This is a genomic window from Paenibacillus sp. V4I5 (assembly GCF_030817255.1).
Lineage (GTDB): Bacteria > Bacillota > Bacilli > Paenibacillales > NBRC-103111 > Paenibacillus_E.
On record NZ_JAUSZB010000002.1, the window covers coordinates 4,431,531 to 4,458,034 of the forward strand.

The window sequence follows — 26,504 nt, forward strand, 5'->3', positions numbered from 1 at the left end:
TTCGGAATCGTACAGATGCGCTGCCAATATCTGTATTGTAACGTCATTCCCTGTCTGATAATATTTCAAAGATAGATCATGGAGGAGGTATATCTCATGCATTTCCGTCTTCATCGTGTGCTCATTACTATAAGCCTTATTCTGGGGATATTTTGCGTATTCGGCTACCGGAAACTTATGGCAACTGAAGTTATAAACCGAGTATCTTACTTTCCCGCGGAAACGAATCAAGTTCTGAATAACCCTTTTATGGGGTTTGTCATAGATGCAAGATATAATGAAGCCAAGCAGCCCTTTCGGCTTGCTTATGCAAATTTGACATGGGCTGACCTGGAACCAGAAAAAGGGAAGTATGCATTTGATGCAATTGAAAAAAAGTTTAAATTTGCATTATGGAAGGACAAGGGAGTATCCCTTATTCTCAGAGTGGTTCTCGATTATCCGAGTCATACACCGCATAAAGATATTCCGGACTGGCTATATAAAGAAATCGGCGAAAAGGGGGTTCAGTACGATTCTGACTACGGGAAGGGATTTAGTCCCGACTATAATGATCTTGTTCTGATCAAAAATCACGAGCGCCTGATCCAAGCATTAGGTAATCGATACAATAATGATCCCCAAATTGCCTTTATCGAGCTAGGCAGCGTAGGACACTGGGGCGAGTGGCATACCAACAATGAAGGAAACTCACCAATCGAATTTCCTAAAGAAGAAGTTACTGATCAATATGTTGAGCATTATTTGCAAAATTTCAAACAAAAACGTTTGATGATGAGAAGACCTCATGAAATTGCATTGAACAACGGGCTTGGTTTATTTAATGACACTTTCGGCTCACATAGCTCAACGATAGACGAATTCCTGAAATGGTATACCTACGGCTATAAGTCTTGGCTTACTCAAAATAATCAGCCGGCCATGCCGGACTTCTGGAAATCGGCGCCCAGCGGCGGAGAGTTTGCGTCTGGTGGAAACTACTTCAATGACGCTCATATTGAGGAAACCCTGTTACAGTCGAAGCTGACTCATGTAAGCTGGCTCGGTCCCAGCGCTCCTTCTCAAGAGCCACCCGGCGGCAGCCTTCAGTCGAATATTGACCGATTTTTGAAAACCATTGGTTATCGGTTTGTTATTGCAAAGGAGTCTCACGAAAAGGAAATTCATGCGGGAAACTCGCTGCATATCAAACTTACCATGATCAACAGAGGGGTAGCCCCCTTTTACTTTGCTTGGCCCTTGGAGCTATCACTAACTGATGAACAGGGAGCCATCGTCTCCCAAATGCGATCAGCAATAGATATTCGCGAATGGCTTCCAGGAGAAAAAGAGGTATCAGGCACATTGCCAATTCCTACGAACCTTGCGCCTGGAAACTATAAGGTCAACGCTGCGATCCTCAACCCGCAAACTGGCAAACCGGAAGTGGACTTCGCTAACGACGGCAGGAGAAGTGACGGCCGTTATTCGCTTGGAACAGTCAGGGTACTTGATTAATTGCATTCATAGAAAATAATCAGCAAACTGTATCGGATTCTGTTTGCAAAGGATTTCATAAATGCGCATAAAATGGCTACGCTGCCCCTGAACGAGAGTGGTTGCAAGGTAATGTCGGGTTTGAACGTCCCCATGCGGTGCTATCTTGCGCGCTCAGGATTCGCGCGCGTTGGATGCAAAGCAAGGTTCGCCGCCCAAGACGTGTTTGTTTGAACATTCGCAGTTGATTTAGCACTACATTTTTGTAGAATTTTTAAAAAAAAGGAAACAGCCTCACCCAAGGTAATAACCTAGGCAAGGCTGCTCTATTCATCCTCATATTCCCAGATGATATGAGGATCAAATAATGTAATGAATTGCCACGCCGTAGCAGCAACTGATGGCCAAGCATGAAACTCATACGGTTCTGGTGCATACCCCTCATTCGTATATACCAAACCGCCGTTTGGATCAGCGTCCTGCAAGGTAAACATCGATTGTAGAAGATTATCCGTATTTACACTTTCTCTCATGAAGAGATTGATGACTCCCCATGTTCCTTCCGTCCAAACGATAGAAGGTGCACCAGGATAAGATTCATCATCTAAATAAGGTTTATACCCTGAAATTGAAGAAGATGTCTGATATGTCATGTTGAACCGATTCCGATCATCACTGAGCACCATTTCTCCATCATCCACTTTAAATTTTGCAAGATATTTTATTGCCGATAACTGGAGATCTTTTCTCCCGATGGAACCAAGAAAGATACCTCCCCAAGAGTTCGTATCCAAAGCCCCTGCGGGATCGTTGATCCCCTGATTAAACCGTTGTTCGTCCGCGTTCCAATGATATTTTAACAAAGCCTCTTCTATTTCTTTAGCTGCGGTTATATAACGTGAATCTCCTGTCAAAGTACCAAGTTTCCTCATAAAAAAGTAACTATCGATGTTATGTTCCGTGGAATACCACTTCACTTCCGGACCGCCGCGAATACTGCCGGTCTTCTTATCTTGTAGTGAGAGTAAGTATTCAGCTATGTGTACTGCAAATTGTCGATACTTTGGATCCTCAAGCCTTTGTTCATACACCAACGTTGAATAACCGACCCATGCCAAGGAACCGCTTCTGATCATTGGGCCAGTCTCACCCACATATGTATCGTAAGACATGTTTAGCGAACCATCCGGCTTTTGCAATTGCTGAAGTGTATTCAATATGGTTGAGGCCCGCTTCCGATCATCTCCCAAAGTAAATGCAATGACAGCCAAGGCATCGTCATAAATCCAACTACGCCTGTGTATTCCGAAAGTATACATGGGATCTTTCATGGGTACATCATAGGATCTGACCAGCGGAAATGCCGGATTATCGGTAGTTCCTACCACTTATCCATCATGAACTCGAACCACTTTGGCTACTTTCTGTCCTTTCCTGACTGGAGGAAAAAATCCGGATAGATCGATACCGAGAAATTCGACAGAATCCCGAGTGGAAAAAGTCCCATCCGCATAAATCGGTACTTTCGTTTGAAGATATGGAATATCAGTAACCGAATAAATCCAAACCTCATACTCTTTTATTTTCTTTTTGGAGGCTGATTTTGTGTAGGAAATGATTTGCTGGTCACCTTGCATCAATGCAATAATAGGCTCTCCGCGAAACGTGACGGTGCCGCTCGTTTCCCAGGTTCCATTCTCTTTTAAAGTGGCAGCGGCTATCTTATACCCCCTGTCTGTTTTGTCGAAAATAGCAATGGAGTAGCTGTTGATCTGACCAGACGATAGTCCTCCCCATTGACCCTTGACCGTTCCTTTATATCCCCGTTTGTATGTTTCGGATGTCGAAACGTAGGGATCCATTTCTTCTGTATAAGGAAGAGTATTTATAGCTACCGTCCCAAAAACATTCCCGACATAATCGTCAAGATAGGTTTGGTTAAATGCTACCTCAGTTGGCTGAGCTTCAGTGTCAAACTGTTTCTTTAACCAATTTAGCGCCTGTTGCTTGGCTGCAGATTCCCTGTCTCCAATAATCGCCGCCTTGCCTTTCACTATTTGAGTTGGGAGAGACGGAAGCATGATCATGAAACATCCAATAAGAAGCATGATCTTGAATGCCAATTGCTTCAACCATTCTCCCTCCCTGCTCATTCAGATACTTGATTCAAAACTAATGGTTTATAGAGATTCTCCCAAAAAGGTCTTTCATAATATAGTACGATTTCTTTAATCTCTCATGATATTGCGGGATATCCCAGTCTGCCCATTGATAACGATACATATCGGAGGAACTGATCTTACTATCGCTTACTTGTGGATATGTATAGACAGATGCTCCACTTCCAAGACTTTCTTTTTGTTGCGTCCTATCTTGTTTATAGGTAACTACCGCCATCTTGATTTCTTTTATAATTTCCGAAGCACCTAGTCCTTTACCCCAGATGTCCCCGATAGTCTCGTGTTTGCTTGGGTCTCTAAAATTAAGCAATTGCCATGGAATTCGTAATTCTAACACATGATCCTTGGCATTCAGAGACACATCCGTTAACGAATTAAAGTTCGGATGATTCGGATTTCCATCCCCTGAACGTAATAACCCAGTTTCATAGCTTTCCAACGGCAATACAATGGACTTCCCGTTTACATTGGGGATCGTCAGCGGTTTGTTTAAGACCAGCTGCATGGTATGGAAAATGCCATTACCCTTATTCTTGGGATAGTCCAGCTTAGGCATCATACCTAGCGTATGCCCATAGGTAAAATAATTCGTATCATAGTAGCTGTCTACCCAAATTCTTGAAGTTTTATCCCCCTTCAGATCAATCACGAAATCTATACCCTCTTCCATCGTGAGATCTGAATCTCCCGGAACACGGTGCTGCCCTTGGTTTGGAATTGTACTGAGCAGCAGCATCGTATTTATTTGTGACCAATCTAACGGCTGTTCAGTTCTATTGAAATCCAAACGGAAATAAACATATCCTTCGTCGCTTGTGACATAAAATTTCTTTAGGGACGCTTGCCCATCGACTTGATTATTAGTTGAACTAGCGGAAGAGCCATTTAATTGGATCGGATTTATTTTCTTGGAGTCCCAGTCGCTAGTCTCACCATCCACATAAATCGACTTATCAACTGGACCCGGTTCAAAACTTAGCAGTCCAAAATGCTGCTCTCCGGTTTGCATATTAGACCAGAATGGACGACGGTCGCTATTATCCAGTTCTTGCGTATTCCATGTTCGCTTAAACCATTCATTCTGCCAACTGAAGAGCAATCCACCGGCCAAACCTTCGTGATTTATATCCTCAAAAAGTCTCGCATCGATATTTCCTTGTTCCGTTTCATCAAGATTCCCCTGATTCCAACCGGCTACATTTCGGTGGGCCATCCCCCGGGAAGAGGGTACTCCAAATTCTGCGATTAAAACAGGTATTTGGTGATTTTGTTTCAGATCGTTTAAATAACCGGAATAATTATTCTTCTCACCGCGAAAATCGATGTAATTGGTATATTTAGGCTCATAATTGAGAAAATCAGGATAATAAGGATAAACGTGATAGGAAGCGAAATATCCCCCTTTATAGCTTGGATTTTCTTTAATGAGATTCGGGTTTATGACAGCCGTATCTTCCGTTTCACTAGGTTCCGTGGGGTGTTGCATCAGATCGGTTGTTACCCAATTGGTGAAGCTGATTGGTCTTTGCCACTGATAACGATCCGATTCATACACGGCGATTGATTCCATTTTATCCGCGAGCCAGATCTCAAAAGGTTGTGCGTTTTCTGTCCGAAAAAATCGTCCGTTATAATTCTCCATTCCCTTATGCTTGTTGTTGGTAGAGTCCACTACTGTCGGGTCCCACTCAACACCCAAGATCCAGCCTACGACATAAGGGGAGACATCGGCTTTGTATGCACCGGCGGCATGCCCCGCCCGTTCAGGCAGATTGATTTGTCCATGAATGACATCCACTATATTCTGCATGTCTTTCTTAAAGTCATCCGCTGTATTTCCGATAAATACATCCTTCGACGCAACCATATCCTCTTCATCGACCCATATGCCATGAAACAAATAAATGGGCTGGTTCGCTTTCGAATTGTACTCTAGCAAAGCCTCGTAAAATGCTGGTGGATGCAAGGTGTAAATCCTTATGGAATTTACATTCATATCCCCCATTTGTTTGAACCATCGCAAGTAATCAGCCTTGGCAATCCCCATTTCCCCAGGGAATAATCCCGGTTTGGTAGCCCCTAAATTCACACCTTTAATCATCATATCCTGCCACTCGCCATTATGGTTAATCTGTATGTAGGAACCCCCAACTTTAGCGGGAACTTTAACTCCATCTATGGTTACTGGTGTTATCGTCGATACTGGCTGAACTGATGTTTCAGGTGCTATTGGTCCTGCATATTTATCTCCTCGCAGCACAATATAAGCAAGAACCCCCAGAACAAGAACCAACATAATGACTACCAGTGCATTTTTTCCTTTAAACAACCCCATACCTAAACTTTCCCCTACTTTCTTTTCTCTTTCGATCATTCAACAAGTCCAGATACCTATGATGAAACGCCCTTTCGCTTCATCTCGCCCCAACCCTGTTTTTTTCCCATTATCGCTGACATGAGTGCTTTTACCCGCCAATATGTCATAATCGGCCGATACCAAAACGCCTCCGACAAAGCAAAGAAAAATAAGCAATTGAGTTCGGATACCCGCTTATGTTTTCCTAGCCTCCATTCCTCAAGAAGCACGGAGCCCATGGACAGGAAAGACCCGTACATAACCATGAACAGAAGTAAAGCCAACGAATATTGAATATTGACTTCCCCCAAGATCCAACCGATCAATACGACAAGATAACCTATCATTTCAATGAGAGGACCAAATAATTCAACAAAAAGGAAATACGGAATAGCGATTAATCCGATCCTCCCATACTTTGGATTCAGAGCCATTTTTCGATGAGTCCACAAGCTTTCGAATAACCCCCGGTGCCACCTTACCCGCTGGTTCCTCAATATTTTTATTTCCTCAGGCACTTCGGTATAACACACTGGATCCGCGACGTATTCAATTTTGGCTCCCCATTTATTCTCGATGTTCATTCTGTGAAGACGAATAACAAGCTCCATATCCTCGCCAATTGTTCCCAGCTTATAGCCACCCGCTTGAATGACTCTTGCTGTTTTGAATACCCCGAATGCGCCGGAAATGATGAGAAGGAGATTATTTTTGCTCAATCCGATTCTCCCCATAAGGAAAGCGCGCATATATTCGATTGTTTGCATAATGACCCAAGGATTCCTGGAAAGCCTCATTTCCTTCATCTGCCCATGAACGATCGTGCTTCCGTTCGCAATCAGCACATTGCCTCCCGCAGCGAGAATTTCCTGTTCGGTATTTTCTATGATCGGCTTCATAATCTTGAGGAAAGAATCCGGTTCCAATATGGTATCTCCGTCAATAGAAGCAAAATACGGATATTTAGAAAGATTAATGCCCGCGTTCAATGCATCCGATTTTCCACCATTTGCTTTGTCAACAAGCAATAATTGAGGATAAATTTCCGACTTATAGACCGCTTTGATCGGTTTGGTTTCGATTCCGTTGCGTTTTTGAAATACTTTATCTTTCAAGGGTACCATTTTAAACCGTTCAATCATTTTTTGCATAGTTTGGTCCTTAGATCCATCATTGACCACGATGACCTCATATTCGGGATAGTCCAATCGTCCGCTTCCTGTGACTAGTGATAGTACAGTACCGATAATTCCAATCTCCTCATTGTAAGCCGGAACCAGAACTGATAAGGGAGGAGTGAACGCAGATTTTTTGACTTTCTTATAAGGCTCTACATTATGAAGGCCACGTTCTCGCTTTAACCGATTGAAAGCTAGAAAGAAAAGGATAAAATAAAAAAAACAAACGAATACAAGATAAAAAAAGATTACTTGATTCACGATCCGGAAGAGAAAAACAGCAAGATCCCAATAATTATTCATAATCCATGCTCCTCTCTAACCATTCCTTAGCAATGTTTCTGGCATAACTGTCAGGGTGTCTCGTGTTAATAGAGTGAAGGATATCCCTTCCATTCTTGTATTTTCGAATGGATTTGGCAGCCTCTGATCTTATGACATAACTTCCATCGCTGATGAACAGCTCTAGGTACTGCAAAAAACGTTCTGTTTTTATATTTCCCATGAGCCTGACATACATCAGTTTTTCCCCCGTGTACTGCGGGCTCTGCCATTCTTCCATTTGGGACTGCTCATCAATAATCTGCGTAATTACGTCAGGAGAGCTAATATAACCAAGGCTCGCAATTGTTTTGGATGCCCGCACCCTCTTCTCCTGATCGGTTGCATTTAACAAGCTTTCCAGCAATTCTTGAAGTTTCAACGAGCGGAAATTTTTATCTCTAAATACGTCTAACATACTTAACTGCCATTCATAAGGGAGATCATAGAAAATATCTACATAGCTCTCAAAATTATCTGTAGTAATAACCAGGCTAATCATCTCGTTTAACAGAAAAGGAGGAAGCCCCTTCGATTCCTTAAACAGGTCCTGAAGATGGATGTATCCGAAATCGGCCAAAAGGAGATAAATCTGATATCTCTCTTCCGATGAACACTTCTTGCTCTCTAACAGCTTCAATAAATCGTCCTGCATCCTATCAATCTTTAAAAGATCGATAAAATACAGCGTATTCATTCGGGTACTCCATTTGGAATGAAAAAGCCTTTTTCTGTACCACGGAACAAAATATTCCTCGACAAACGGTTTTACCGGATTAAAACTAGGCTCGATTTTGAAATTACTCAGAAAATCGCCGAAAAAGTCTTCAAGGGCTTCAAACTGATAAAGTTCAATTGGGCGACACCGACGGCTTATTAAGGAATAATTCCTCTTCCCAGCGACAAAGTATCCTTGAAGCTCGTTCATGATCTGTTCCAGCCATGCCTTTTTCCGTTTCTGAAACAGGTTGGTCCTTATTTTTCTCAAAACCAAATATATATAAACAAAGCATAGCAGCAGAAAGAAAACGACCGTGAGTACTATGACAGTGAAGAGATTAATCATCGCGTCCCCCGGATTAATCGTCTTATTCGGGCGCGCAGCTCTTTAATGCTGAATGGCTTGACCATATAATCATTGGCGCCTCTTTGAATCGCCATTGAGATTTCCTCTTCGGAATCCCTGCTGGTTAACATCATGCACAAATACCTGCGTCGGTCGTATTGCGTCCGGATCTTCTGCAGAACCTCCAAACCATCCATCTTAGGCATGATTCTGTCAATAATGAGAAGAAATCGTTCATTCTGGCGATGCCAAGGGTCGTTGAAAAATTCCTCTCCGTCCGGATACGCTCTAATCTCTACCTCAAAATCTTGATCCGCGATATCCTCTAATTGATGCTTCAACATTTCACGAATTAACCTGTCGTCATCAATAATTCCGACTTTCAGCTTCCTCAATGTGATGGAGGTGAAAGTCGCCGTTCCGTCCATAACCCACGCTTTCCTGTCGGCAACAGCCTGATCCTTCGGAAAAGTCATAAGTGTTAAACATTGTTCAATGGTCTGTAAGGGATCCATAAAGTCCAACACCCTAGCCGAGAAGGTACCGCTGATCTCTCCTGCTGTTGTCTGGAAACGGAGCTGAGCAAATCTTTCGATCAACCGGTGCATTAATTTCATAGCGTCTTCTTTGACGGTTTTCGGAAGAACGAGAACAAATCCTTCTCTATGAAATCGATATAAGGAATCCGCAGGTCGGATGCTTTTTTGGATAAATTTCCCTAGTTCCTTCACCAACTGATGTCCTATAGCATAGCCATATGTTTCCTGAACGATAGGGAGATCATCCACCTGTACATAGACCATTGCGAACGGCTCATGGGAGCGTTTCAAATCATTAAGTTGATGCTCGACTTCTTGTTGAAGATTATTGTAATTTTTTATTCCGGTCATCGGATCAATAAGAATCTGATCTAAGATTCGGTTTCGTTTCCTCAAGTTTCTGATCACCCTTGTGACTAATTCAACGGGATCAACGCAGGAACCTATAACATCATCTGCCAAGGCCATACATGCGTAACGTAGCTTCAAATCTTCCTTATCCAAAGATATCAGGATCGGAACATGGTTATCTTGACACAGTTGAACGAATCCATTTAATACATGAACGCCATCATCTGCTATTAGGCTTGCGTTAATAATGACATAATCAGGGTATAACTGATAGAAGAGTTCCGCGGCTTTCGGCTGGTTATCCGATTCGAAAATAACCATCCCGTTTTCTTTCTCCAGATGTTCTTTGTAAAAGGAAAGAAATTCTGGGTCATCATTAAGAACTAGTAAAAGAGGCTGGTTTTCAAATGTTGAATGACTACGGTCTTTTGCTTCATAATTTAGGTTGACATCATTCATGTTTCATTGACTCCTTGACTGGCTCATAATTTTCTCCTAAATACGAAGTACTGTACGATAAATTTATGCCTTTAAATTAAATTTGGAAAGCGGTAAATTTCTCCGACGCTACTACTCGTTCACAGTCAACCCGAACGTAGTCCTTTAGAACTAGTATAACCTATAGAAATGTCGAAAAATAGTGAATTTTGCGTAAGTCTCGCAAAAAAATGACGTTAAAGAAATTTGCTGTGCTGCAAGTTCCTTCCACCAGTATGATTCGATTTTCATAAAAAAAAGCCTTCGGCTCAGGGAATCCATCCCTTTTGCCGAAGGCTTTTCTTTCTTTAACCCAGCACCACGCGGTCATCCGACAACTTGTTACCGCTGATGTGCTCGAACTCACCGAGCAGCTGCTCCACGGTGAGGACCTTCTTCCGTTCCTCGCTCACATCAAGGATGATGCGGCCTTTATCCATCATGATCAGGCGGTTGCCGAGACGAATCGCCTGCTCCATGTTGTGCGTGACCATCAAGGTGGTCAGCTTCATTTCGCGCACGATGTCCTCGGTCAATCGTGTGATGAGCTCCGCGCGCGAAGGATCCAGCGCGGCGGTGTGCTCATCAAGCAGCAGAATCTGCGGCTTGGTGAACGTCGCCATCAGCAAGCTGAGGGCTTGGCGCTCTCCGCCGGAGAGCAGGCCCACCTTCGCGCGCAGACGGCCCTCCAGGCCGATGCCGAGGCGCTGCAGCTGTTCCAGGAACAGCGCGCGCTTGCGCGTGGTGACGCCGAAGCTTAGCCCGCGCTTCTTGCCGCGGGCATACGCCATGGCGAGATTCTCCTCGATGGTCATTCGAGGAGCGGTCCCCGCCATGGGGTCTTGAAAGACGCGGCCGATCCAGCGGCTGCGTTCGTATTCCGGCAGGTGGTGGATCACCTCGCCGTCAATGCGCACTTCGCCGGCATCCGGCGTCATGACGCCGGAGATGATGTTCATCAGCGTCGATTTACCGGCGCCGTTACTGCCAATGACCGTGACGAAGTCACCGGGCTTGAGGGTCAGGTTAATACCGATTAGCGCGATTTTCTCATCCGCTGAACCGGGGTTAAATAACTTAGAAACGTTCGAGAGCTGAAGCATTAACGATCGCCTCCCTTGTTCATTTTCACAGCAAGGGCGATAAGTTCAGCTGAGCGCCGTTTAGCTGTTGCTTTTTGCTTAATGGCTCGCTGCACGGAAGGTAGAACGAGCGCGATAATAACGATAATAGCGGTGATTAACTTCAAGTCTGATGCTTTTAGCCATTCGACTCGCAGTGCCAATGCGACAACGATACGGTACACGATGGAACCTAGTACAGCAGCCAGTGTCGCTTGAAAAACCGTACGAGCGCCAAAAATCGCTTCCCCAATAATAACGGAAGCCAGTCCAATGACGATCATCCCGATCCCCATCGAGATGTCGGCAAAGCCCGACTGCTGCGCGATGAGAGCTCCGGATAGCGCCACTAATCCGTTCGATAAGCTAAGGCCTAGAATCGTGGTATTGTCCGTATTTGCGCCGAAGCTGCGGATCATTCGCGCATTGTCGCCCGTTGCTCGCAGAGCAAGTCCCAGATCCGTATGCAGGAACGCATCCAGCAGCAATTTGAATACGATGACAATAATGAGCACAACGGCAATCGGCGACATCGAGGTGAACAACGTATCCACCCCAAGAAGCGAGATGTTAGGCTTGCCCATAATGCGCATATTGATAGAATACAAGGCAATCATCATGAGAATGCCTGATAAAAGCCCATTAATTTTACCCTTCGTATGGAGCAGTCCTGTGCAAGCTCCAGCCACAAGCCCGCCTGCAAAAGCAGCCAAACAAGCTAGCAGCGGCGAATAGCCATGAGCAATCATGATAGCTGCAATAGCACCGCCTGTTGTAAAACTCCCGTCCACCGTAAGATCAGGGAAATCGAGAATGCGAAACGTGATATAAACACCAAGCGCCATCAGGGCATAGAGAAGACCTAGCTCGACGGCACCATTCATTGAATCCATCATGTGAATAACCTCCTACTTTGAAAAAAAGGGGTGAACGAAAGCGACGTTCACCCCTTTTGTGTCTTAATCCTTACTGAATGATGTTTTTCTCTTTATCTTTTACTGCATTTTTCATAGCGTCTGTTACATCAATGCCTTGAGCTTTTGCTGCCTTCAGGTTTAAGATCAGATCCATTTTTTCAGGAACAGTTACTTTCATATCTGCTGGTTTTTTGCCATTCTTGAGAATGTCGACAGCCATTTGGCCAACTTGGTAGCCATGATCATAGTATTTGAAGCCAACTGTTGCAAAAGCACCTTTTTCCACCGTATCACGGTCACTGGAGAAGAACGGAATGTGTTTTTCGTTTGCAATTTGAATGATACCATCCACACCGCTAACGACCGTGTTATCAAGGGTAATCAAGAAAGCATCTGCGCGGCCAACAAGGGATTGTGCAGCTTGTTTTACTTCAGATGTATTAGTAACCGGCGCTTTAATGAGCTTAATACCATGTTTCGTTAAGGTTTGCTCTGCATTTTTGGCCATGATAACAGCGTTAGGCTCCCCTTCGTTAATAACAAGACCAACTGTTTTCACTTTAGGCATGTTCGCAGCAACGAAATCCATCAATTGCGCAACAGCCATTGGGTTCGTGTCCGAAGCTCCGGAAACATTACCGCCCGGCTTGTCCACATTGTTAACAATTTTGGCTGCAAGCGGGTCAGTAACAGCTGCGAAAAGAATTGGAGATTTCTTCACTTGCTGTACAAGAGCTTGTGCGGATGGTGTTGCGATACCAAGCACCAAATCGTAGTCAGCGGAAGCAATTTTTTGAGCAATGGATAAGTTATTCGGTTGATCGCCTTGCGCATTGTTGAAATCGACTTTCAAGTTGGTACCTTCTACGATACCGCCCTCTTTAAGTGCTGCTAGGAAACCTTGACGTGTTGCATCCAGAGATGGATGTTCCACAATTTGGGAAATTGCTACTTTATAAGACTTTTGCGCGGCTGCTGTTGCTGCCGGAGTAGCTGTAGCCGCAGCGCTTGCCGCTGGAGCTGGAGCCGCCTTCTGCCCACAACCTGCTACGACCATAAGAGCTACTGTTAATGCGAATGATACGAGTGCTTTCTTCTTCAACATAATTACCCCTCTCTAAGTTCCCATTTATCGCTTGGACTCATTGCTCACTCACCACTTTAACGCTTTTGCGGGACAAAGTTTGAGGATATGAAATACCCAAGACTCCATATTAATTAACCATAGTTTAAAGGGCTCTTGGGTTTCCGTCAATTGTTTTATCCGCATTTATATGTTTCTGTAAACATTTGGAGAGAAGATTCCTCAGGACTGCTATTGAACATAAAAGTCACGAAGCATTTCATCCATCACCCGATTCGTTCGCGCTGCAGTCCGACCGGTACTAGGACTTTTACCAATACCCCGCAGCTCGTCAACCACCGATTGAATAAGAGGCTGTTGCACATGAGCCGGATACGGAATGGCATACTCCTCGATCTGACCATCTGCCATCTCCAAGCGAATATCATCGCTAAACGTCGAAAACGCAATTTTACCAAGATTCCCAGTAATTTCTGTTACGTCGCTGCGCTTGAAAGCATTGAAACTCCAAATCCCAGCACCCATAACACCAGACTCAAATGCATAGGTCGTTGTCACGATATCTTCAACTTGATACTGCCCAGACTGATTTCTGGCAAAACCTTTCACTTCGCCAATTGGGCCAAGTAAATAATCAAGAACATCCAGCGTATGACTCGCCAAATCAACAAACAAACCGCCTCCGGAAAGCTCCGGCCGTATCCGCCACGGCTGCTCCTGTCCATCATCTTCCCTCATGGTTTGGAGAAAAGTCGTCTGCACAAATCGAACCTCACCAAGGATACCGCTGTCAATCAATCTCTTGATCTCAACAAATTTCGGCAAGCCTCTGCGATAATAGGCCACGAATAAAGGTACCTTTGCTTCTTCGCAAGCAGCTATCATTTCCAAACATTCCGCATGATTCCTTGCCATCGGCTTTTCTACATAAACAGGCTTCCCCGCCCGTGCTGCCAGCAGCGCATATTCTCGATGAAAACCTGGTGGTGTCGCCACATAGATCGCATTGACATCCGGATCGTTGACCAGCGCTTCCGCATCATCGTACCAAGCAGCAACTCCGTGCCTTTTGGCGTAATCCTCAGCTAGCGCTCCATTTCTTCGCATTACAGCGACAAGCTCCGAGCCCTCCACCTTTTGTAAAGCAGGACCGCTCTTGACCTCAGTCACATCCCCACAACCAATAATGCCCCATCGCACCTTATCCATCTTTCTTCCAGACCTCCCAACAGGTCACAGTGATACAAGATTTTATCATACATATTCGACACGAGATCGCCTCCTCCTTGTGACCTTTTCTTATAAAATGCAGCTGACAACATCATTGGTCCAATCGATTTATTATAAATTGGCACTTCTTCTAAGCCATTTGAATGGCTATAATTTATTAAAACCAATTAGGCAGGTGAATATATATGTACATTCCATCACACTTTGAAATCAATGATGACTTGATTACCTACGAGATTATCGAGCAAAATGGATTCGCCACACTGATTTCTCAGCATCAAGGCGGTCCATTTGCAACTCACCTACCCTTGTCATTGGATAAGAATAGAGAATACTTATTGGGACATTTTGCACGCCCTAATCCGCAATGGAAAGATATCGAAAAGCAGGAGGTCTTAGCAATTTTTCATGGTCCGCATTGCTATATCTCTCCCTCTTGGTATGAGACACCTACTGCAGTTCCCACTTGGAATTATGCAGCTGTTCATGTATATGGCCAGGTTGAGCTTGTTGATGATGTACAAGAAGTGATGAACTCGTTAACTGATTTAGTTTTCAAATATGAAGAACCCGGCAGCTCCTATCAATTAGACCAAGTAGATGCTAGTTACATTGCAGGTCTGAGCAAAGGTATTCAAGGATTTAAAATCAAAATTACACACATCGAAGGTAAGGCGAAATTGAGTCAAAACCATCCAGCGGAACGACAAGAGCTTGTTATAAAACGGTTAGAAACAATGGCTGGTGAAGATGAACGTAAAATTGCCTCTCTTATGAGAGATAATTTTAGAACTTGAACCTCTCTCCTTGAAGTGAACCGGTGAATTTAATAAGGACTCTTTACTCACCGTGTATTAATGTTGTAGGAAGTGCAACAATTGCTACCTATATCCCGCTTCTCTCGCTTCAATATTGTAAAATCTACAACAATCGGGACCCCATATAGGCGTTTTTGCCACAAATGAGTCGGAATTGTTGTACAAACTGCAACAACAGCTTGCAAAATAGCCATTGATGGTGGGAATAGCATTAAAAAAAGCGTTTCAAACCCCGAAGTTAAGGGCTTGAAACGCTTTTCGCCTACTACCAGCTATCCTATTTTAGGAATGAACCTCGGTAGATGACACGGATGCCAACTGCGAGTGATCTAAAGACGTCTGCTCTTGCAGCAGCTGCTGCGTAGCAAACTCGCGGTACATCTCATGGGACTCCAGCAACTGCTTGTGTGTCCCATTGCCCGTCACGACGCCTTTGTCCAGAAAGATAATTTGGTCGGCATCTACTACCGTCGATAAGCGATGCGCAATTACCAGCGTAGTGCGTCCTTGCATCAAATTTTGCAGCGCTTGCTGTACAACGACCTCCGATTTACTGTCCAGACTCGATGTCGCTTCGTCCAGCATCAATATCTTCGGATCCCGCAGCAGGGCTCGCGCAATGGCGATCCGCTGCCGTTGTCCACCTGACAGCTTGATGCCGCGTTCACCGACCTCGGTCTCATACTTCTGCGGAAGGTCCTCGATAAAGTCATCGGCATATGCCATCTGTGAAGCCCGCTTCAGCTCCTCCAGCGTCACTTCATGCTGCAAACCGTAACAGATATTGTCTCGAATCGTGCCTGCAATCAGCGGGCTCTCCTGCGAAACATAGCCAATCTGACTCCTCCAAGAGATGAGCGAGAATTGATCAATTCGGTCAGCCCCCAACGCGACTGAACCTTTTTGCGGCGTATAAAATCTTTCCAAAAGAGAGAACATCGTCGTCTTACCGCTCCCGCTCGGTCCTACAATTGCCGTTACTTTGCCTGCTTCCATGGTGAAGCTGACACTTTTCAGAACAGACTCCCCTTCTTTGTAGCTGAAAGATACCTGATCGAAGTGAATCGACTGCGAAGCATTCGTGACGTGTACTCCAGCATGCGGATTCTCTTCTTCGTAGTCCAGTACCTTGAGGATCGTATCGGTCGCCCCCATCGCCTTCTGTACCTGATTGAAAAACTGTGTAATTTGCGTAATCGGCGCTACAATTTGGAACAAATAGAGCATGAAGGCAACGAGCTGACCAGCTGAAATAGCCCCGGAGGCAACCTGCATGCCGCCATACCCGAAAAGCACGACAAACAGCATTAGCATGACAAAGGTGACCAGCGGTGCCATTAATGCTTGAATTCGGCCCTCTTTAAGCCCGAATTTGAAAAGCCTTTGAATCCCTGCAGCACCTTCTTTATACTCAACTGGCTCGGCATTGGCTGCCTTTACTAAGCGCATTTCCGATAGCACTCGATTCAGCACGGAGGTGAAACCAGCTGTCTCGGCTTGCATGCCTTTGGATATTTTGTACATTTGCCGCCCCAGCGGAAAAAGAATGACGAAGGCTATCGGGAATACGCTGAACATGATGAGCGTCATTTTCCAATCCATAAATAGAAGAACGACAATAGATCCAATGATCGAGATGATCCCCGTGACGAAACCCGCCATATGCTCGGCAATGAGTCCCTTAATGACCGCCGTATCATTCGTCATCCGAGAGATGGTATCTCCCGTCTGATGGCTATCATAGTAGCTAATCGGCAGCACGAGCAGCTTCTTCCACAAACGATCCCGAATGCCTGCCACAACGCGCTGTCCCGCAAAGTTCAGTAAGTACACCGAAATCCCGGCAGCTACAGCCGATGCAACAAAAGCGATGGCCATACCGCTAATTTGCGCCCAATTCAGTGAACTAATCGAGAAGCTATCGACGACATTCTTCGTAAACAGCGGGATCACCAATCCCACCAATGTTGAAATAATGCTTAACCCTAATGCTATGCTTAATACGAGCTTAGGCGGGTTAGCTTGTGCGAGCAACCGAGCGAATCCGCGCCAGTTGCTCTTAACCTTAGGCTCTTCTTTCCTTGTAGTTGCCATCTATCTCTACTCCTTTACCGATTGGATGTTCATCCGTCTCTCTGGTATGATTCCTTACCTAGGTATCACACTTCTATTTTAAACGGAATATAAACAAGATCCCATCGGCCCTCAGGCGGAGAAGCAGCCTCCTATTTCTTTGCGCTCTCGCGATAGTAAGCTACTGTTTCGGTAAGTGCTGTACACAGCGGCGTCGGATCGAGGTCTGACATATTTTCGCCGTCTGCCCAACGGTGTACCCTGCCTATTTGGCATCGTTTTCATGGGATGATTACGATTCAGTTGCTATCTGCCAGATCACACCGAAAGGATCTTCCAGACGACCGAACACCGTCCCCCAGAACATGCGTTCGAAAGGCATTTTCACAACGCCACCCACAGATAGTCCATCAAATATACGGCGCGCTTCTTCTTCGCTCTTAAATTCCAGCGTCAAATCAAGTCCTTGGCCTCTATCCACCGTATCCTTACCTGAATCAGCCATGAAGAAACGAAGGCCAATAGCCTGCAGCTCTAGATGCATGACGCGATTCTTGATCGACTCATCCACATCCGGCATATCTGCGAACGTACGTAGGCTAACTATTTCCCCGCCTAGCGCCTTCACGTAAAAGTCAGCTTGTTTTCTTGCATCACTGCTGTAAATGTATGGAGTTAACGTTGCCATGCTGCTTCCCTCCTAATTGGTTATGTACCTAGCTGGTTCCAGTCCGAGTATGTCAGATCTTCTAGTCCTCTTTCAATTTATATACAACTTTTCTTGATATAACTTCATCTTATTATCATTTCCCAATTGAAGGAAGAGCTTACTTTTTTCATCATTTTGTAACGCAGAATGGGACTATCTACTGGCTGGGAGATCGGCCTTTCGTCCGCCAAGAGACCAAGGCAGGAGCTGTCGTCATTCCTTAGCAGAGTCCAAACTTTGTTTTTCACTGTTTCTTCTATACAATGAATGGGTAAGAACATTCTACCTACAGATTCACTGAGGAGGTAATTCGATGAATAATTTTACATTTCATAATCCAACCACACTGCATTTCGGTCAGGGACAACTGGAGAAATTAACAGCTGAGGTACCTAAATATGGCAAGAACGTGCTGCTCGTCTATGGCGGCGGGAGCATTAAGCAGAATGGCATCTATACGAACGTCGTGCATCTGCTGAAAGGTTTGGATGTAAATATCTTCGAACTAAGCGGTGTAGAGCCTAACCCGAGACTAACAACTGTTCATCGAGGTGTAGAAATGTGCCGCAAGCAGAACATTGACCTCATTCTCGCTGTCGGCGGTGGCAGCGTTATCGACTGCGCAAAAGCAATTGCTGTAGGAGCGAAGTACGCGGGTGACTTCTGGGATATCGTTACACGGAAAGCTTCTGCAACGGGTGCGCTGCCCTTGGGAACTGTTCTCACAATCGCAGCAACGGGCTCAGAAATGAACTCCGGTTCTGTCATTACGAACTGGGAGACGAAAGAGAAACTCGGTTGGGGCAGTCCGTTCGCATTCCCTAAATTTTCGATTCTCGACCCAGCTCACACGATTTCCTTGCCAGAAAATCAGACCGTATATGGCATGGTTGATATCATGTCTCACGTGTTTGAACAGTATTTCCATCATACGACTAATACACCATTGCAGGATGGCTTCTGTGAAACAATCCTTCGTACGGTGATCGATACGGCTCCGCGCTTGCTGCGAGATCTTGATGATTTGGAAGAACGTGCAACGATTCTATATAGCGGTACAATGGCGCTTAACGGTGTCCTGAGCATGGGCGTTCACGGCGATTGGGCGACCCATAATCTCGAGCACGCCGTGTCTGCCGTTCACGATATTCCGCACGGCGGCGGCCTAGCAATCCTCTTCCCGAACTGGATGACCTACACACTCAATGCCAACGTGGCGCGGTTCAAACAGTTCGCACAGAACGTCTTTGACATTGATGCGATAGACAAATCGGATCGCCAAGTTGCGGAGGAAGGCATCGCCGCTCTTCGTGAATTCTTCGCCTCCATTGGCGCTCCAAGCCGACTGTCCGATTACGACATCGACGACTCGACAATTGAGCTCATGGCCGATAAAGCCATGGTTTACGGGGACTTTGGCAACTTTAAGAAGCTGACACGCGAAGATGTTGTGAACATTTATCGGATGTCATTGTGAAATTAGGAGTGAGCTGACAGTATTGTCAGTTCACTCTTTTTTCTTTCCGGGAAAAAAGCTGCAAATCATTTACAGACAGGATTTCATATGAAATACTTAAAGGGAAATTATCCCTTTTATGGAGGTTGAGTTGATATGAGCGAGGTTCGTGCGTCAAGTCCGATTAAGAATCGAATTAGCAACGCCTTTATTCCTGTTCGGAATATTGAGAATGCGCGGGATTGGTATTGTAAGTTACTTGGTGTAGCTCCAGACGGGGATATCTTGTTCGGACACCTCTACGCTCTTCCCATGGATGGAACATCCCTTGTGCTTGATCAAATGCCCATGTGGGGTGGCAACGAGCCCGGTGGTCCCCCAACTTATCAAACACCTGCTTTTATGTTTCAAACGGAGAATATTCAAGCTTCTTATGAATTCATGAAAAATAACGAGGTGGAGCTTGTTACGGAGATCCAAAATGAGCAATGGTTCGCTTTTCGAGATCCGGACGGTAACCTGCTTATGGTTTGTAAATAACACGTAATAACTACTGAATACTTAAAGCGACGAGGATCATACTATATCCATGAAAAAACTTACTTTTACAGCCGATCAATTGGTCAGTTCCACCACGGCTTCCAAAAAAATTTGGCGAGCTGCGTAGGAAGGCGAAGGATCTACCCCAATTCATAACAGAGAATGGTGTTGTCGATACGGTAATGGTTGGGTACCCTTACTTCGAGCAAATGTTTGAACGACTGACTCAGCTAGAACAACAAGAGGAAGAGCGAATCCTGAATGAACGAATAGATCGAATCACGCAAGACCCTGCCTCTATTTTGATTTGGAAAGAAATCCGCAAAGAACCACACGAAGGAGCGATTGGCTATTCGTTTTGATGTAGGAGCAGCTCAGGAGTATTGGCAGTTAGATATTTCCGTATTAGATGAAGTCAATCAAGCAATCGATGAATTGAGTTACCGAGCGAATGAGGTTGGCGAAGAGCTTAGCCATTATTCAAATTCAAACCCTAAATTCACAGGTTGCAAAGAGATTTACCTACAAGAGGCTGGCATCCGAATTGTTTTCAGGATAACAAACGATATCGTAGAAATTCTGCGTGTGGTCCCTGTTTCTAAAATAATGACAGCTGAGGCCCCTAATTATAAGGCATTGGACCATTTTCCAGGCAACCATCGAAATGAATTCATTTTAGCTATCCAAAAATGGAAACAAGAATATGAACTGCAATAAAAGGCACATACCTGGTTAAAGCCATTCAAGAAATTCAAGGCGATTGCCGAATGGATCATTCAAATAGAATCGTTTTACTCCCTCATCGTCTCTTGCATCATCTGGAATGGTTTGTATGTTATGATTCGCCAAATATCTCTGCAACTCGTCTAATTGGCTTACCTGAAATGCGGGATGAGCTTTTGTAGCAGGAACAAAATCCTTTTGAACCCCGATGTGAACCTGATGAATACCGCATTGAAACCAAACACCGCCGCGTTTTCTTAAGTTTTCAGGCTTCGGGATTTCTGTCCAGCCTAGTAATTTTGCGAAAAAATGTCTCGCCTCATCCTCACAGCCTTCAGGAGCCGCTAATTGAATATGGTCAATCCCATAAAATGAAAAGTTCATACATAACCCCTCCAAGAGAAATTTCATGCAGTGAAACATGGTTTCAATTTAATTTTATCAATAACTTCCTATAAATTCCACTGCTTATTCGTAATTAATGAGTTAGGGGAGCATAGGTAGCTAGATATCTCATTTCATTGGAAATATCCAATAGATTTCTATTCATGCTATGGAAATCGCACTTTCATTGGAGATATCCAATGGAAGGGCATTGATTTCACCCTAAATTGCTCTTTTAAGACACTTCTATTGGAAAAATTCCAATAGCATACTTATCTTATCAACCTGAATCAGAAAAACACTGTAAAAACTCCAATGGAATCCATTGATTCTCAACAAATTCCTATTGAAAAAAAGCGAAGATCCCTCTAGGGTTCTTCGCCTTTTCTTGTGCTTCGCTCTAATAGCGCTGTGCCTGGAGCACAGTGTAATCGCGCCACTCTTCTGGCAGCAGACGTTGATAAAGCGGCTGCAGGTAGCGGTCGTCGATCAACAGTAGAACGCCACAATCCGTTTCCGAGCGGATCAAGCGTCCGCCGGCTTGCTGCACTTTGTTCATGCCTGGGAACACATAGGCATACTCGTAGCCGTTTTTGCCGGTACTTTCCATGTACGCTTTGATAAGGTTACGTTCAGGCCCCAGCTGCGGCAAACCGACTCCGACGACGGCCACGCCTTTTAGCCGGTCTCCCACAAGATCAATGCCCTCCGAGAAGATACCGCCCATCACAGCAAAGCCCACAAGCGTCTTCTCCGTTCCCGCTTGAAACTCCGCCAGAAAGTGCTCCCGCTCCTCCTCCGACATCTTCGTCTGCTGTACGAGAACTCGGAGCTGACTTCTCGGCTCCTCTTTTGGAAGCATGCCCTTATCCTGTTCACCTACGAGGTCAGTGAAAGCCTCATATACGCTGCTCATATAAGCATACGAAGGAAAAAATACCAAATAATTACCCGATCGCTTCGCCATCTGCTCATACAGCGAGCGGGCAATCGGCTCGCGACTGCGCTCGCGATCCTGGTAGCGAGTTGATAGTGGCTGAACGAAGACATCCAGCTGCTCTTTGGAAAAAGGGGACGCCACCGTCACGGAATAGTCGTCCTCCCCAGCCCCTAGCGTGTCCATGAAGTAGGACAGCGGCGAGAGGGTCGCCGAGAAGAACACATGCGACCGATACCCCTTGCCCATCTGCCGAAGCAAATGGGAGGGATCAAGGCAGAACAACTTCACGCTGACCTCGTTCCGTTCACTTGCCATGAACGTCACATACCGTTCATCGTACAGTTTCGCAATGCGCACAAAATTTTGTGCGCCGAAGTAAGCCTCCAGCAGCAGTGGTGTTGTAGGGGGTATGGCTCCTGCTCCAACCAGCTCTTTTTCCGCTGCTGAAATAAACACGTCCAGCAGCCCAATCAATGACTCCGGCAGCTCCGGTTCCACCTGCATCTGGCGATCCCCGATCTGTTTACGCATCGCAATAAAGTACTGATTAATGGCCTTGGCCGCATCATGCAGTTCAGCTCGAACGCCCTTGAACTCCCGCTGCAGCTCAAGGAAATCCGATTTATTTAAAACGCTGGAATACATCTCCCGCGCACGATCCACTAGATTATGAGCTTCATCCACAAGCAGCGAGGTTTGCCGCTTCTGTTCCTCGAACAGCCTTTTCAGATTCACACGAGGGTCGAAAATATAATTATAATCGCAAATGACAGCATCTGCCGCATAAGCGACATCAAGTGAAAACTCAAAAGGACACACCCGATGCTTTCGCGCATACGACTCAATGACTGTACGGGTCATAATAGTCTCATGTCTCAGCAGATCGAGCACGGCTTCATTAATCCGGTCATAATAGCCGTCGGCGAACTCACAATGCTCCTTCGAGCACCGCACTTCCTCCTTAAAACATACTTTCTCCTTCGCCGTTATCGTGACGACATGCAGCTGAAGTCCCCCAGCTTGCAGAAGAGAATAAGCTTCTTCCGCAGCAGTACGGGTAGTCGTTCTCGCCGTTAAATAAAAAATCCGCTGCAGCAGTCCCTCACCGATCGCTTTGACCGAAGGAAATAGGGTCGACATCGTTTTCCCGATGCCTGTTGGTGCCTTGGCGAACAGCTTCCGCCTTTCGTTTATTGTTTTGTACACCGCACCGGCCAGCTTACGCTGCCCTTCACGATAATTGGGGAATGGGAAAGACAACTCCTTGATGCTCTGATTCCTGCGCTGTTCATGCTCATTTCTCGCCTGTGCATAAGGATAATACCGTTCCACTACGTCAAACATGAACTGCTCAAGCTCTTCGGTTGACACTTCCTCAACAAATCGCCGAGTCTCTTCCGTATCAATCTGCATATACGTGAGTTGAATTCGTATACGGCTTAGCCCTCGATCTTTGGACACCATATAGGCATAGCATTTCGCTTGTGCCCAATGAACCGGATAGGAATTCTCCTCGATCTGCCCAATATCGGATGAGGTTGATTTGATTTCGTCCACTGTAACCGTTACGCCATCCGCATCCATCAGAAGCCCGTCACAGCGGCCGTCAATGACAAATAAAAGATCCTCATAGGGGATCTCTGCTGAAACATAAACCTCATGCTGGTCCAACTCGCCGTATTGCTTCTGTACTTTTTGGTGCGCTTTGGTCCCTTCTGTCAGTGACCGACTTGTCCGAAAACCTGACTCAATACTGCCGCTACTATACACATATTCCACCAGGGAGCGCACGGAAATGTTGACGTTAGGGATCATCTCTATTTTTTTCTCCGTCCTAGAACATTTGTTCCTTATTGTAGCATGCACCAGTACTAAATAGCTACTTTTCCCTCTATAATTGGAAGTATGTTAAAATCATTACAATCGATTATTTTTTACCATTTAGACTCATGAAAGGGCACCTAGCATGTTCTATTTCAGTAAGTTTTTCCTCAAACTGCTGCGCATGAATAACAAGTTTATTTTCAGCGTAGCCATCGTGTTTATCGTACTATCTTCCGTGAGCTTTTACCTATTGGAAAAAGAAACGTTCGGCAGCCTTTTCAATAGCTTGTGGTTTGTCATGACGACCGTAACGACAACAGGCTATGGGGACTACTTTCCGAAAACCGTGGCAGGTAAGTGCCTGGGCATGGTTCTCTATATCTTCGGAATAGGCCTGATCTCCGTCACCATCAGCAAAGTCATCGACTCATTATTCGTATACAGACAACGAAAGGAAGAAGGCAAAATGAGATATCAAGGCGAGCAGCATTTTGTGATCGTAGACTGGAGTAAAAACGCCGAGTTGGCGATTCAAGAAATTCTGAACTCGGACTCGGAGATTGAGGTCGTCCTCATTGATACACTGGAGAAGACTCCTTTCGTTCATGACCGGGTTCATTATATCCAAGGCAATCCTGCCCTCGTTGATACACTGGAAATGGCCAATATGAGCAAAGCACGTTCTGTATTCATCTTTGCCAATGAAACGACCGAAGACCAGGCGATGCTGCGCGATCCCTCCTTCGTTGATGGCAAAACGCTGCTTGTCGCCACGACCATTGAACGGAATTACCGCAACGTGCACTCCATTGTAGAAATCAAAAATCGCGAAAACATGCAAAACTTCCTGCATGTCAACGTGAACGAGTTCATTTTTCCCTCCGAGACGATCTCGCAGCTTGCCGTTCGCTCAGCCTTTTCTCCAGGTTCCTCCCGTATTGTGTCACAGCTTCTAACCAGACAATCGGGCGACAACCTTCATGTTCTTGGCAAAAGAAAATCGTGGAATACCTACCGTGACGCTTTCGAGCAGCTGCTCCAAGAAGGCGCGACACTGATCTCCGACGGCGATCAGCTGAATATCAACCGCAAGCTGGATCAGCTCATTCCGGAAGACGCTCGGCTGTTCATCATCTGTGATATTGATACATTCGAACACATCTCTACTCGCACATAGCACAAAAAAGGACACCACTCTCTATAAATGATGAGAGTCGGTGTCCTTTCAAATTTACCCCTTCGGCTGAACCCAACGAAACGGTGTCGTATTAAAAAACAAGTTCGGATTGACCTGCACATTGTGCGCCCAGAAGGCAAAGTGCAAATGCGGTCCGGTCGAGAACCCAGTCGTGCCGACGAGCCCAATGATATCGCCCTGCTTGACCCGATCCCCCGTTTTCACGCGCAGCTCTGAGAGATGGGCGTACTGCGAGAAAAGCCCCATCCCATGGTCAATATAGATGGCATTGCCGGTCAAATACAGGGTTTCCGCCAGCGCGACTACCCCGTCGTTCGTAGCTTTGATCGGGGTGCCTTCCTTCGCGGCCAGATCAATGGCCATATGAGAGCTGTCGTATTTTCCGTTCACATAACGGGTGTGCCCATACGGTGTCGTCAAAATCCCCTCGACGGGCTGCACGAACGGCCCGCTGAACAGAAATTCCGGCGCGGACTTACTTCGCGCCAGATCGATCTTCTTCTGGTCGGCTGCAATGCGACCCGTGTCCTGCTTCATGCTTTCCATCTGAGCCGTTACCTTCAGATACTGCGTATCGAACTTCTTCGGTTGAATGGTTAGCGTCTGATCACCGATCGGATAGTTCCCCGGCTTTGCACTCATCGTAATCGGCAAATACGTAAAGTATCCCGTTCCATAGGGCTGAAGGGTATATGTTTTATTCAACCAAGTGATACTCCCTGGTTCGTTATGACGTACCAACACAACATCCCCTGGAGCTGCGCTATCCGGAACAAGCTTCCATTTCGAACTGATAACCGCTTTGGCATCATCCTTGGTTCCGTAGAGCGCCGATTCCATCTTCAATTGCTGCAAATGATTTTTCTCTTTCTGAATGGCCTCTTTGACATCTGCCGTCATACCGTCCACCCAGGTCTGTCCACCATCTGCCGTTACGAGCAGCGGGTTTTTACTATCCTTCGTACTAGCGAGAAGCACCCATCCGATGCGAGGCGTCAGGAATTGCGATTGCTTCACTTGTAACGAGGCATTGCCCATTGTAACCGTAAGCGGTTTTGGGCTGTCCTGACCGACCGAACCTGAACTTGCCTCTAGGTTAAGCAGCTCCATGATCGGTCCGCCTAATGGCATGGTGCCTCCTGCTTCCTCGGTGGTGATGTCTGTTCCCAGCGCTTCTTGCCACTGCGCCCCACCATCCTCAGTTCTCGCGATCCCATCTGCATATTTCACCCAGCCGCGATCAAAGTCGAGCATACGGAATTCCACAGCCTCTCGCGGTGGTGGCGTTGGCAGCGGTGTTGCTACTACAACAGCAGGCGTATTGTCTTTCCAAGAGAATGGGGCACCGAATGGCGATTTACCAACCAAAATCACCACACATGCGGCAAGTAAGCAGGCGCCGGCCAATAGCGGCCATTGACGACGTTTTCTTGATTTCACTGACATTTTTCCTCCCCCGCTTACAAGTAAGTTGTTTCTTCTATGCTTGTTTTACGTTAATAGGAACACAAAAAACCCGAAGACATCCGTGCCTCCGGGTTTC

At 45.7% G+C, this 26,504-nt stretch carries 22 protein-coding genes; 7 read left to right on the plus strand and 15 right to left on the minus strand.

Going from position 1 to position 26,504, the window contains the following annotated elements; all coding sequences use genetic code 11:
• The first annotated feature begins 96 nt into the window (after positions 1–96).
• A complete protein-coding gene (locus QFZ78_RS22190) occupies positions 97–1,497 on the plus strand; it encodes a DUF4832 domain-containing protein (protein WP_307550765.1) in 1,401 nt (466 codons plus the stop codon).
• Between the two features lie 305 nt (positions 1,498–1,802).
• On the opposite strand, the gene QFZ78_RS22195 is transcribed toward QFZ78_RS22190, so the two are convergent.
• From QFZ78_RS22195 to QFZ78_RS22240, 10 genes are all read right to left on the minus strand, one after another.
• Positions 1,803–2,807 (minus strand): hypothetical protein, encoded by a 1,005-nt coding sequence (locus tag QFZ78_RS22195; protein WP_307550768.1) that lies wholly within the window; start codon positions 2,805–2,807, stop codon positions 1,803–1,805.
• 57 nt (positions 2,808–2,864) lie between these two features.
• The gene (locus tag QFZ78_RS22200) at positions 2,865–3,608 is read right to left on the minus strand and encodes a hypothetical protein (protein WP_307550770.1); all 744 of its coding nucleotides are present in this window, start codon (positions 3,606–3,608) and stop codon (positions 2,865–2,867) included.
• 40 nt (positions 3,609–3,648) lie between these two features.
• Positions 3,649–5,991, minus strand: a complete 2,343-nt coding sequence (locus QFZ78_RS22205; protein ID WP_307550772.1) for a hypothetical protein — start codon at positions 5,989–5,991, stop codon at positions 3,649–3,651.
• A gap of 56 nt (positions 5,992–6,047) precedes the next feature.
• On the minus strand, positions 6,048–7,493 hold the full coding sequence (locus QFZ78_RS22210; protein ID WP_307550774.1) for a glycosyltransferase family 2 protein: 1,446 nt from the start codon (positions 7,491–7,493) through the stop codon (positions 6,048–6,050).
• Positions 7,486–8,208 carry a HEAT repeat domain-containing protein gene (locus QFZ78_RS22215; RefSeq protein WP_307550776.1) on the minus strand — a complete coding sequence of 241 codons (723 nt, stop codon included), beginning with the start codon at positions 8,206–8,208 and terminating at the stop codon, positions 7,486–7,488. Before QFZ78_RS22215 ends, QFZ78_RS22210 begins: the two co-directional genes overlap by 8 nt.
• Positions 8,209–8,573: 365 nt before the next feature.
• On the minus strand, positions 8,574–9,926 hold the full coding sequence (locus QFZ78_RS22220; RefSeq protein WP_307550777.1) for a response regulator: 1,353 nt from the start codon (positions 9,924–9,926) through the stop codon (positions 8,574–8,576).
• A gap of 326 nt (positions 9,927–10,252) precedes the next feature.
• Positions 10,253–11,047: an ABC transporter ATP-binding protein gene (locus QFZ78_RS22225; RefSeq protein ID WP_307550779.1), complete on the minus strand. Its 795-nt coding sequence runs from the start codon at positions 11,045–11,047 to the stop codon at positions 10,253–10,255.
• Entirely contained in the window at positions 11,047–11,961 is a 915-nt protein-coding gene (locus QFZ78_RS22230) for an ABC transporter permease (RefSeq protein WP_307550781.1), read from the minus strand. Before QFZ78_RS22230 ends, QFZ78_RS22225 begins: the two co-directional genes overlap by 1 nt.
• A gap of 70 nt (positions 11,962–12,031) precedes the next feature.
• Positions 12,032–13,087, minus strand: coding sequence for an ABC transporter substrate-binding protein (locus QFZ78_RS22235; protein ID WP_373461057.1), 1,056 nt, complete (start codon positions 13,085–13,087; stop codon positions 12,032–12,034).
• Between the two features lie 210 nt (positions 13,088–13,297).
• Positions 13,298–14,275 (minus strand): Gfo/Idh/MocA family protein, encoded by a 978-nt coding sequence (locus QFZ78_RS22240; RefSeq protein ID WP_307550782.1) that lies wholly within the window; start codon positions 14,273–14,275, stop codon positions 13,298–13,300.
• A gap of 206 nt (positions 14,276–14,481) precedes the next feature.
• On the opposite strand from QFZ78_RS22240, the gene QFZ78_RS22245 reads away from it, so the two are divergent.
• Positions 14,482–15,093: an FMN-binding negative transcriptional regulator gene (locus tag QFZ78_RS22245; RefSeq protein ID WP_307550783.1), complete on the plus strand. Its 612-nt coding sequence runs from the start codon at positions 14,482–14,484 to the stop codon at positions 15,091–15,093.
• Positions 15,094–15,396: 303 nt separating this feature from the next.
• On the opposite strand, the gene QFZ78_RS22250 is transcribed toward QFZ78_RS22245, so the two are convergent.
• Together QFZ78_RS22250 and QFZ78_RS22255 are read right to left on the minus strand one after the other, a co-directional pair.
• Positions 15,397–17,208 (minus strand): ABC transporter ATP-binding protein, encoded by a 1,812-nt coding sequence (locus QFZ78_RS22250; RefSeq protein WP_307550784.1) that lies wholly within the window; start codon positions 17,206–17,208, stop codon positions 15,397–15,399.
• 271 nt (positions 17,209–17,479) lie between these two features.
• Entirely contained in the window at positions 17,480–17,875 is a 396-nt protein-coding gene (locus QFZ78_RS22255; RefSeq protein ID WP_307550785.1) for a VOC family protein, read from the minus strand.
• Between the two features lie 334 nt (positions 17,876–18,209).
• On the opposite strand from QFZ78_RS22255, the gene QFZ78_RS22260 reads away from it, so the two are divergent.
• From QFZ78_RS22260 to QFZ78_RS22275, 4 genes are all read left to right on the plus strand, one after another.
• The gene (locus QFZ78_RS22260; RefSeq protein WP_307550787.1) at positions 18,210–19,373 is read left to right on the plus strand and encodes an iron-containing alcohol dehydrogenase; all 1,164 of its coding nucleotides are present in this window, start codon (positions 18,210–18,212) and stop codon (positions 19,371–19,373) included.
• A 135-nt stretch (positions 19,374–19,508) separates the two neighbouring features.
• Positions 19,509–19,892, plus strand: a complete 384-nt coding sequence (locus QFZ78_RS22265) for a VOC family protein (RefSeq protein WP_307550788.1) — start codon at positions 19,509–19,511, stop codon at positions 19,890–19,892.
• 182 nt (positions 19,893–20,074) lie between these two features.
• Entirely contained in the window at positions 20,075–20,254 is a 180-nt protein-coding gene (locus tag QFZ78_RS22270) for a hypothetical protein (RefSeq protein WP_307550789.1), read from the plus strand.
• The gene (locus QFZ78_RS22275) at positions 20,238–20,609 is read left to right on the plus strand and encodes a hypothetical protein (RefSeq protein ID WP_307550790.1); all 372 of its coding nucleotides are present in this window, start codon (positions 20,238–20,240) and stop codon (positions 20,607–20,609) included. The genes QFZ78_RS22270 and QFZ78_RS22275 overlap by 17 nt, the downstream gene beginning before the upstream one ends.
• Before the next feature lie 15 nt (positions 20,610–20,624).
• Here the strand turns inward: QFZ78_RS22275 and QFZ78_RS22280 are convergent, their stop codons facing one another.
• Positions 20,625–20,999, minus strand: coding sequence for a VOC family protein (locus QFZ78_RS22280; protein ID WP_307550791.1), 375 nt, complete (start codon positions 20,997–20,999; stop codon positions 20,625–20,627).
• A gap of 400 nt (positions 21,000–21,399) precedes the next feature.
• Positions 21,400–23,754: an ATP-dependent DNA helicase gene (locus QFZ78_RS22285; protein WP_307550792.1), complete on the minus strand. Its 2,355-nt coding sequence runs from the start codon at positions 23,752–23,754 to the stop codon at positions 21,400–21,402.
• Positions 23,755–23,905: 151 nt separating this feature from the next.
• Here QFZ78_RS22285 and QFZ78_RS22290 point away from each other — a divergent pair, with 151 nt between their 5' ends.
• Entirely contained in the window at positions 23,906–24,940 is a 1,035-nt protein-coding gene (locus tag QFZ78_RS22290) for a potassium channel family protein (protein WP_307550795.1), read from the plus strand.
• Positions 24,941–24,994: 54 nt separating this feature from the next.
• On the opposite strand, the gene QFZ78_RS22295 is transcribed toward QFZ78_RS22290, so the two are convergent.
• Entirely contained in the window at positions 24,995–26,407 is a 1,413-nt protein-coding gene (locus QFZ78_RS22295; protein ID WP_307550797.1) for a M23 family metallopeptidase, read from the minus strand.
• Positions 26,408–26,504 lie beyond the last annotated feature (97 nt).

Bases quoted from the DNA above. Each gene is read 5' to 3' on its own strand.
- QFZ78_RS22190 (WP_307550765.1), top strand. From the start codon at position 97: ATGCATTTCCGTCTTCATCGTGTGCTCATTACTATAAGCCTTATTCTG.
- QFZ78_RS22195 (WP_307550768.1), bottom strand. From the start codon at position 2,807: ATGAAAGATCCCATGTATACTTTCGGAATACACAGGCGTAGTTGGATT.
- QFZ78_RS22205 (WP_307550772.1), bottom strand. From the start codon at position 5,991: ATGGGGTTGTTTAAAGGAAAAAATGCACTGGTAGTCATTATGTTGGTT.
- QFZ78_RS22210 (WP_307550774.1), bottom strand. From the start codon at position 7,493: ATGAATAATTATTGGGATCTTGCTGTTTTTCTCTTCCGGATCGTGAAT.
- QFZ78_RS22215 (WP_307550776.1), bottom strand. From the start codon at position 8,208: ATGAATACGCTGTATTTTATCGATCTTTTAAAGATTGATAGGATGCAG.
- QFZ78_RS22220 (WP_307550777.1), bottom strand. From the start codon at position 9,926: ATGAATGATGTCAACCTAAATTATGAAGCAAAAGACCGTAGTCATTCA.
- QFZ78_RS22225 (WP_307550779.1), bottom strand. From the start codon at position 11,047: ATGCTTCAGCTCTCGAACGTTTCTAAGTTATTTAACCCCGGTTCAGCG.
- QFZ78_RS22230 (WP_307550781.1), bottom strand. From the start codon at position 11,961: ATGATGGATTCAATGAATGGTGCCGTCGAGCTAGGTCTTCTCTATGCC.
- QFZ78_RS22235 (WP_373461057.1), bottom strand. From the start codon at position 13,087: ATGTTGAAGAAGAAAGCACTCGTATCATTCGCATTAACAGTAGCTCTT.
- QFZ78_RS22240 (WP_307550782.1), bottom strand. From the start codon at position 14,275: ATGGATAAGGTGCGATGGGGCATTATTGGTTGTGGGGATGTGACTGAG.
- QFZ78_RS22245 (WP_307550783.1), top strand. From the start codon at position 14,482: ATGTACATTCCATCACACTTTGAAATCAATGATGACTTGATTACCTAC.
- QFZ78_RS22250 (WP_307550784.1), bottom strand. From the start codon at position 17,208: ATGGCAACTACAAGGAAAGAAGAGCCTAAGGTTAAGAGCAACTGGCGC.
- QFZ78_RS22255 (WP_307550785.1), bottom strand. From the start codon at position 17,875: ATGGCAACGTTAACTCCATACATTTACAGCAGTGATGCAAGAAAACAA.
- QFZ78_RS22260 (WP_307550787.1), top strand. From the start codon at position 18,210: ATGAATAATTTTACATTTCATAATCCAACCACACTGCATTTCGGTCAG.
- QFZ78_RS22265 (WP_307550788.1), top strand. From the start codon at position 19,509: ATGAGCGAGGTTCGTGCGTCAAGTCCGATTAAGAATCGAATTAGCAAC.
- QFZ78_RS22270 (WP_307550789.1), top strand. From the start codon at position 20,075: ATGGTTGGGTACCCTTACTTCGAGCAAATGTTTGAACGACTGACTCAG.
- QFZ78_RS22280 (WP_307550791.1), bottom strand. From the start codon at position 20,999: ATGAACTTTTCATTTTATGGGATTGACCATATTCAATTAGCGGCTCCT.
- QFZ78_RS22285 (WP_307550792.1), bottom strand. From the start codon at position 23,754: ATGATCCCTAACGTCAACATTTCCGTGCGCTCCCTGGTGGAATATGTG.
- QFZ78_RS22290 (WP_307550795.1), top strand. From the start codon at position 23,906: ATGTTCTATTTCAGTAAGTTTTTCCTCAAACTGCTGCGCATGAATAAC.
- QFZ78_RS22295 (WP_307550797.1), bottom strand. From the start codon at position 26,407: ATGTCAGTGAAATCAAGAAAACGTCGTCAATGGCCGCTATTGGCCGGC.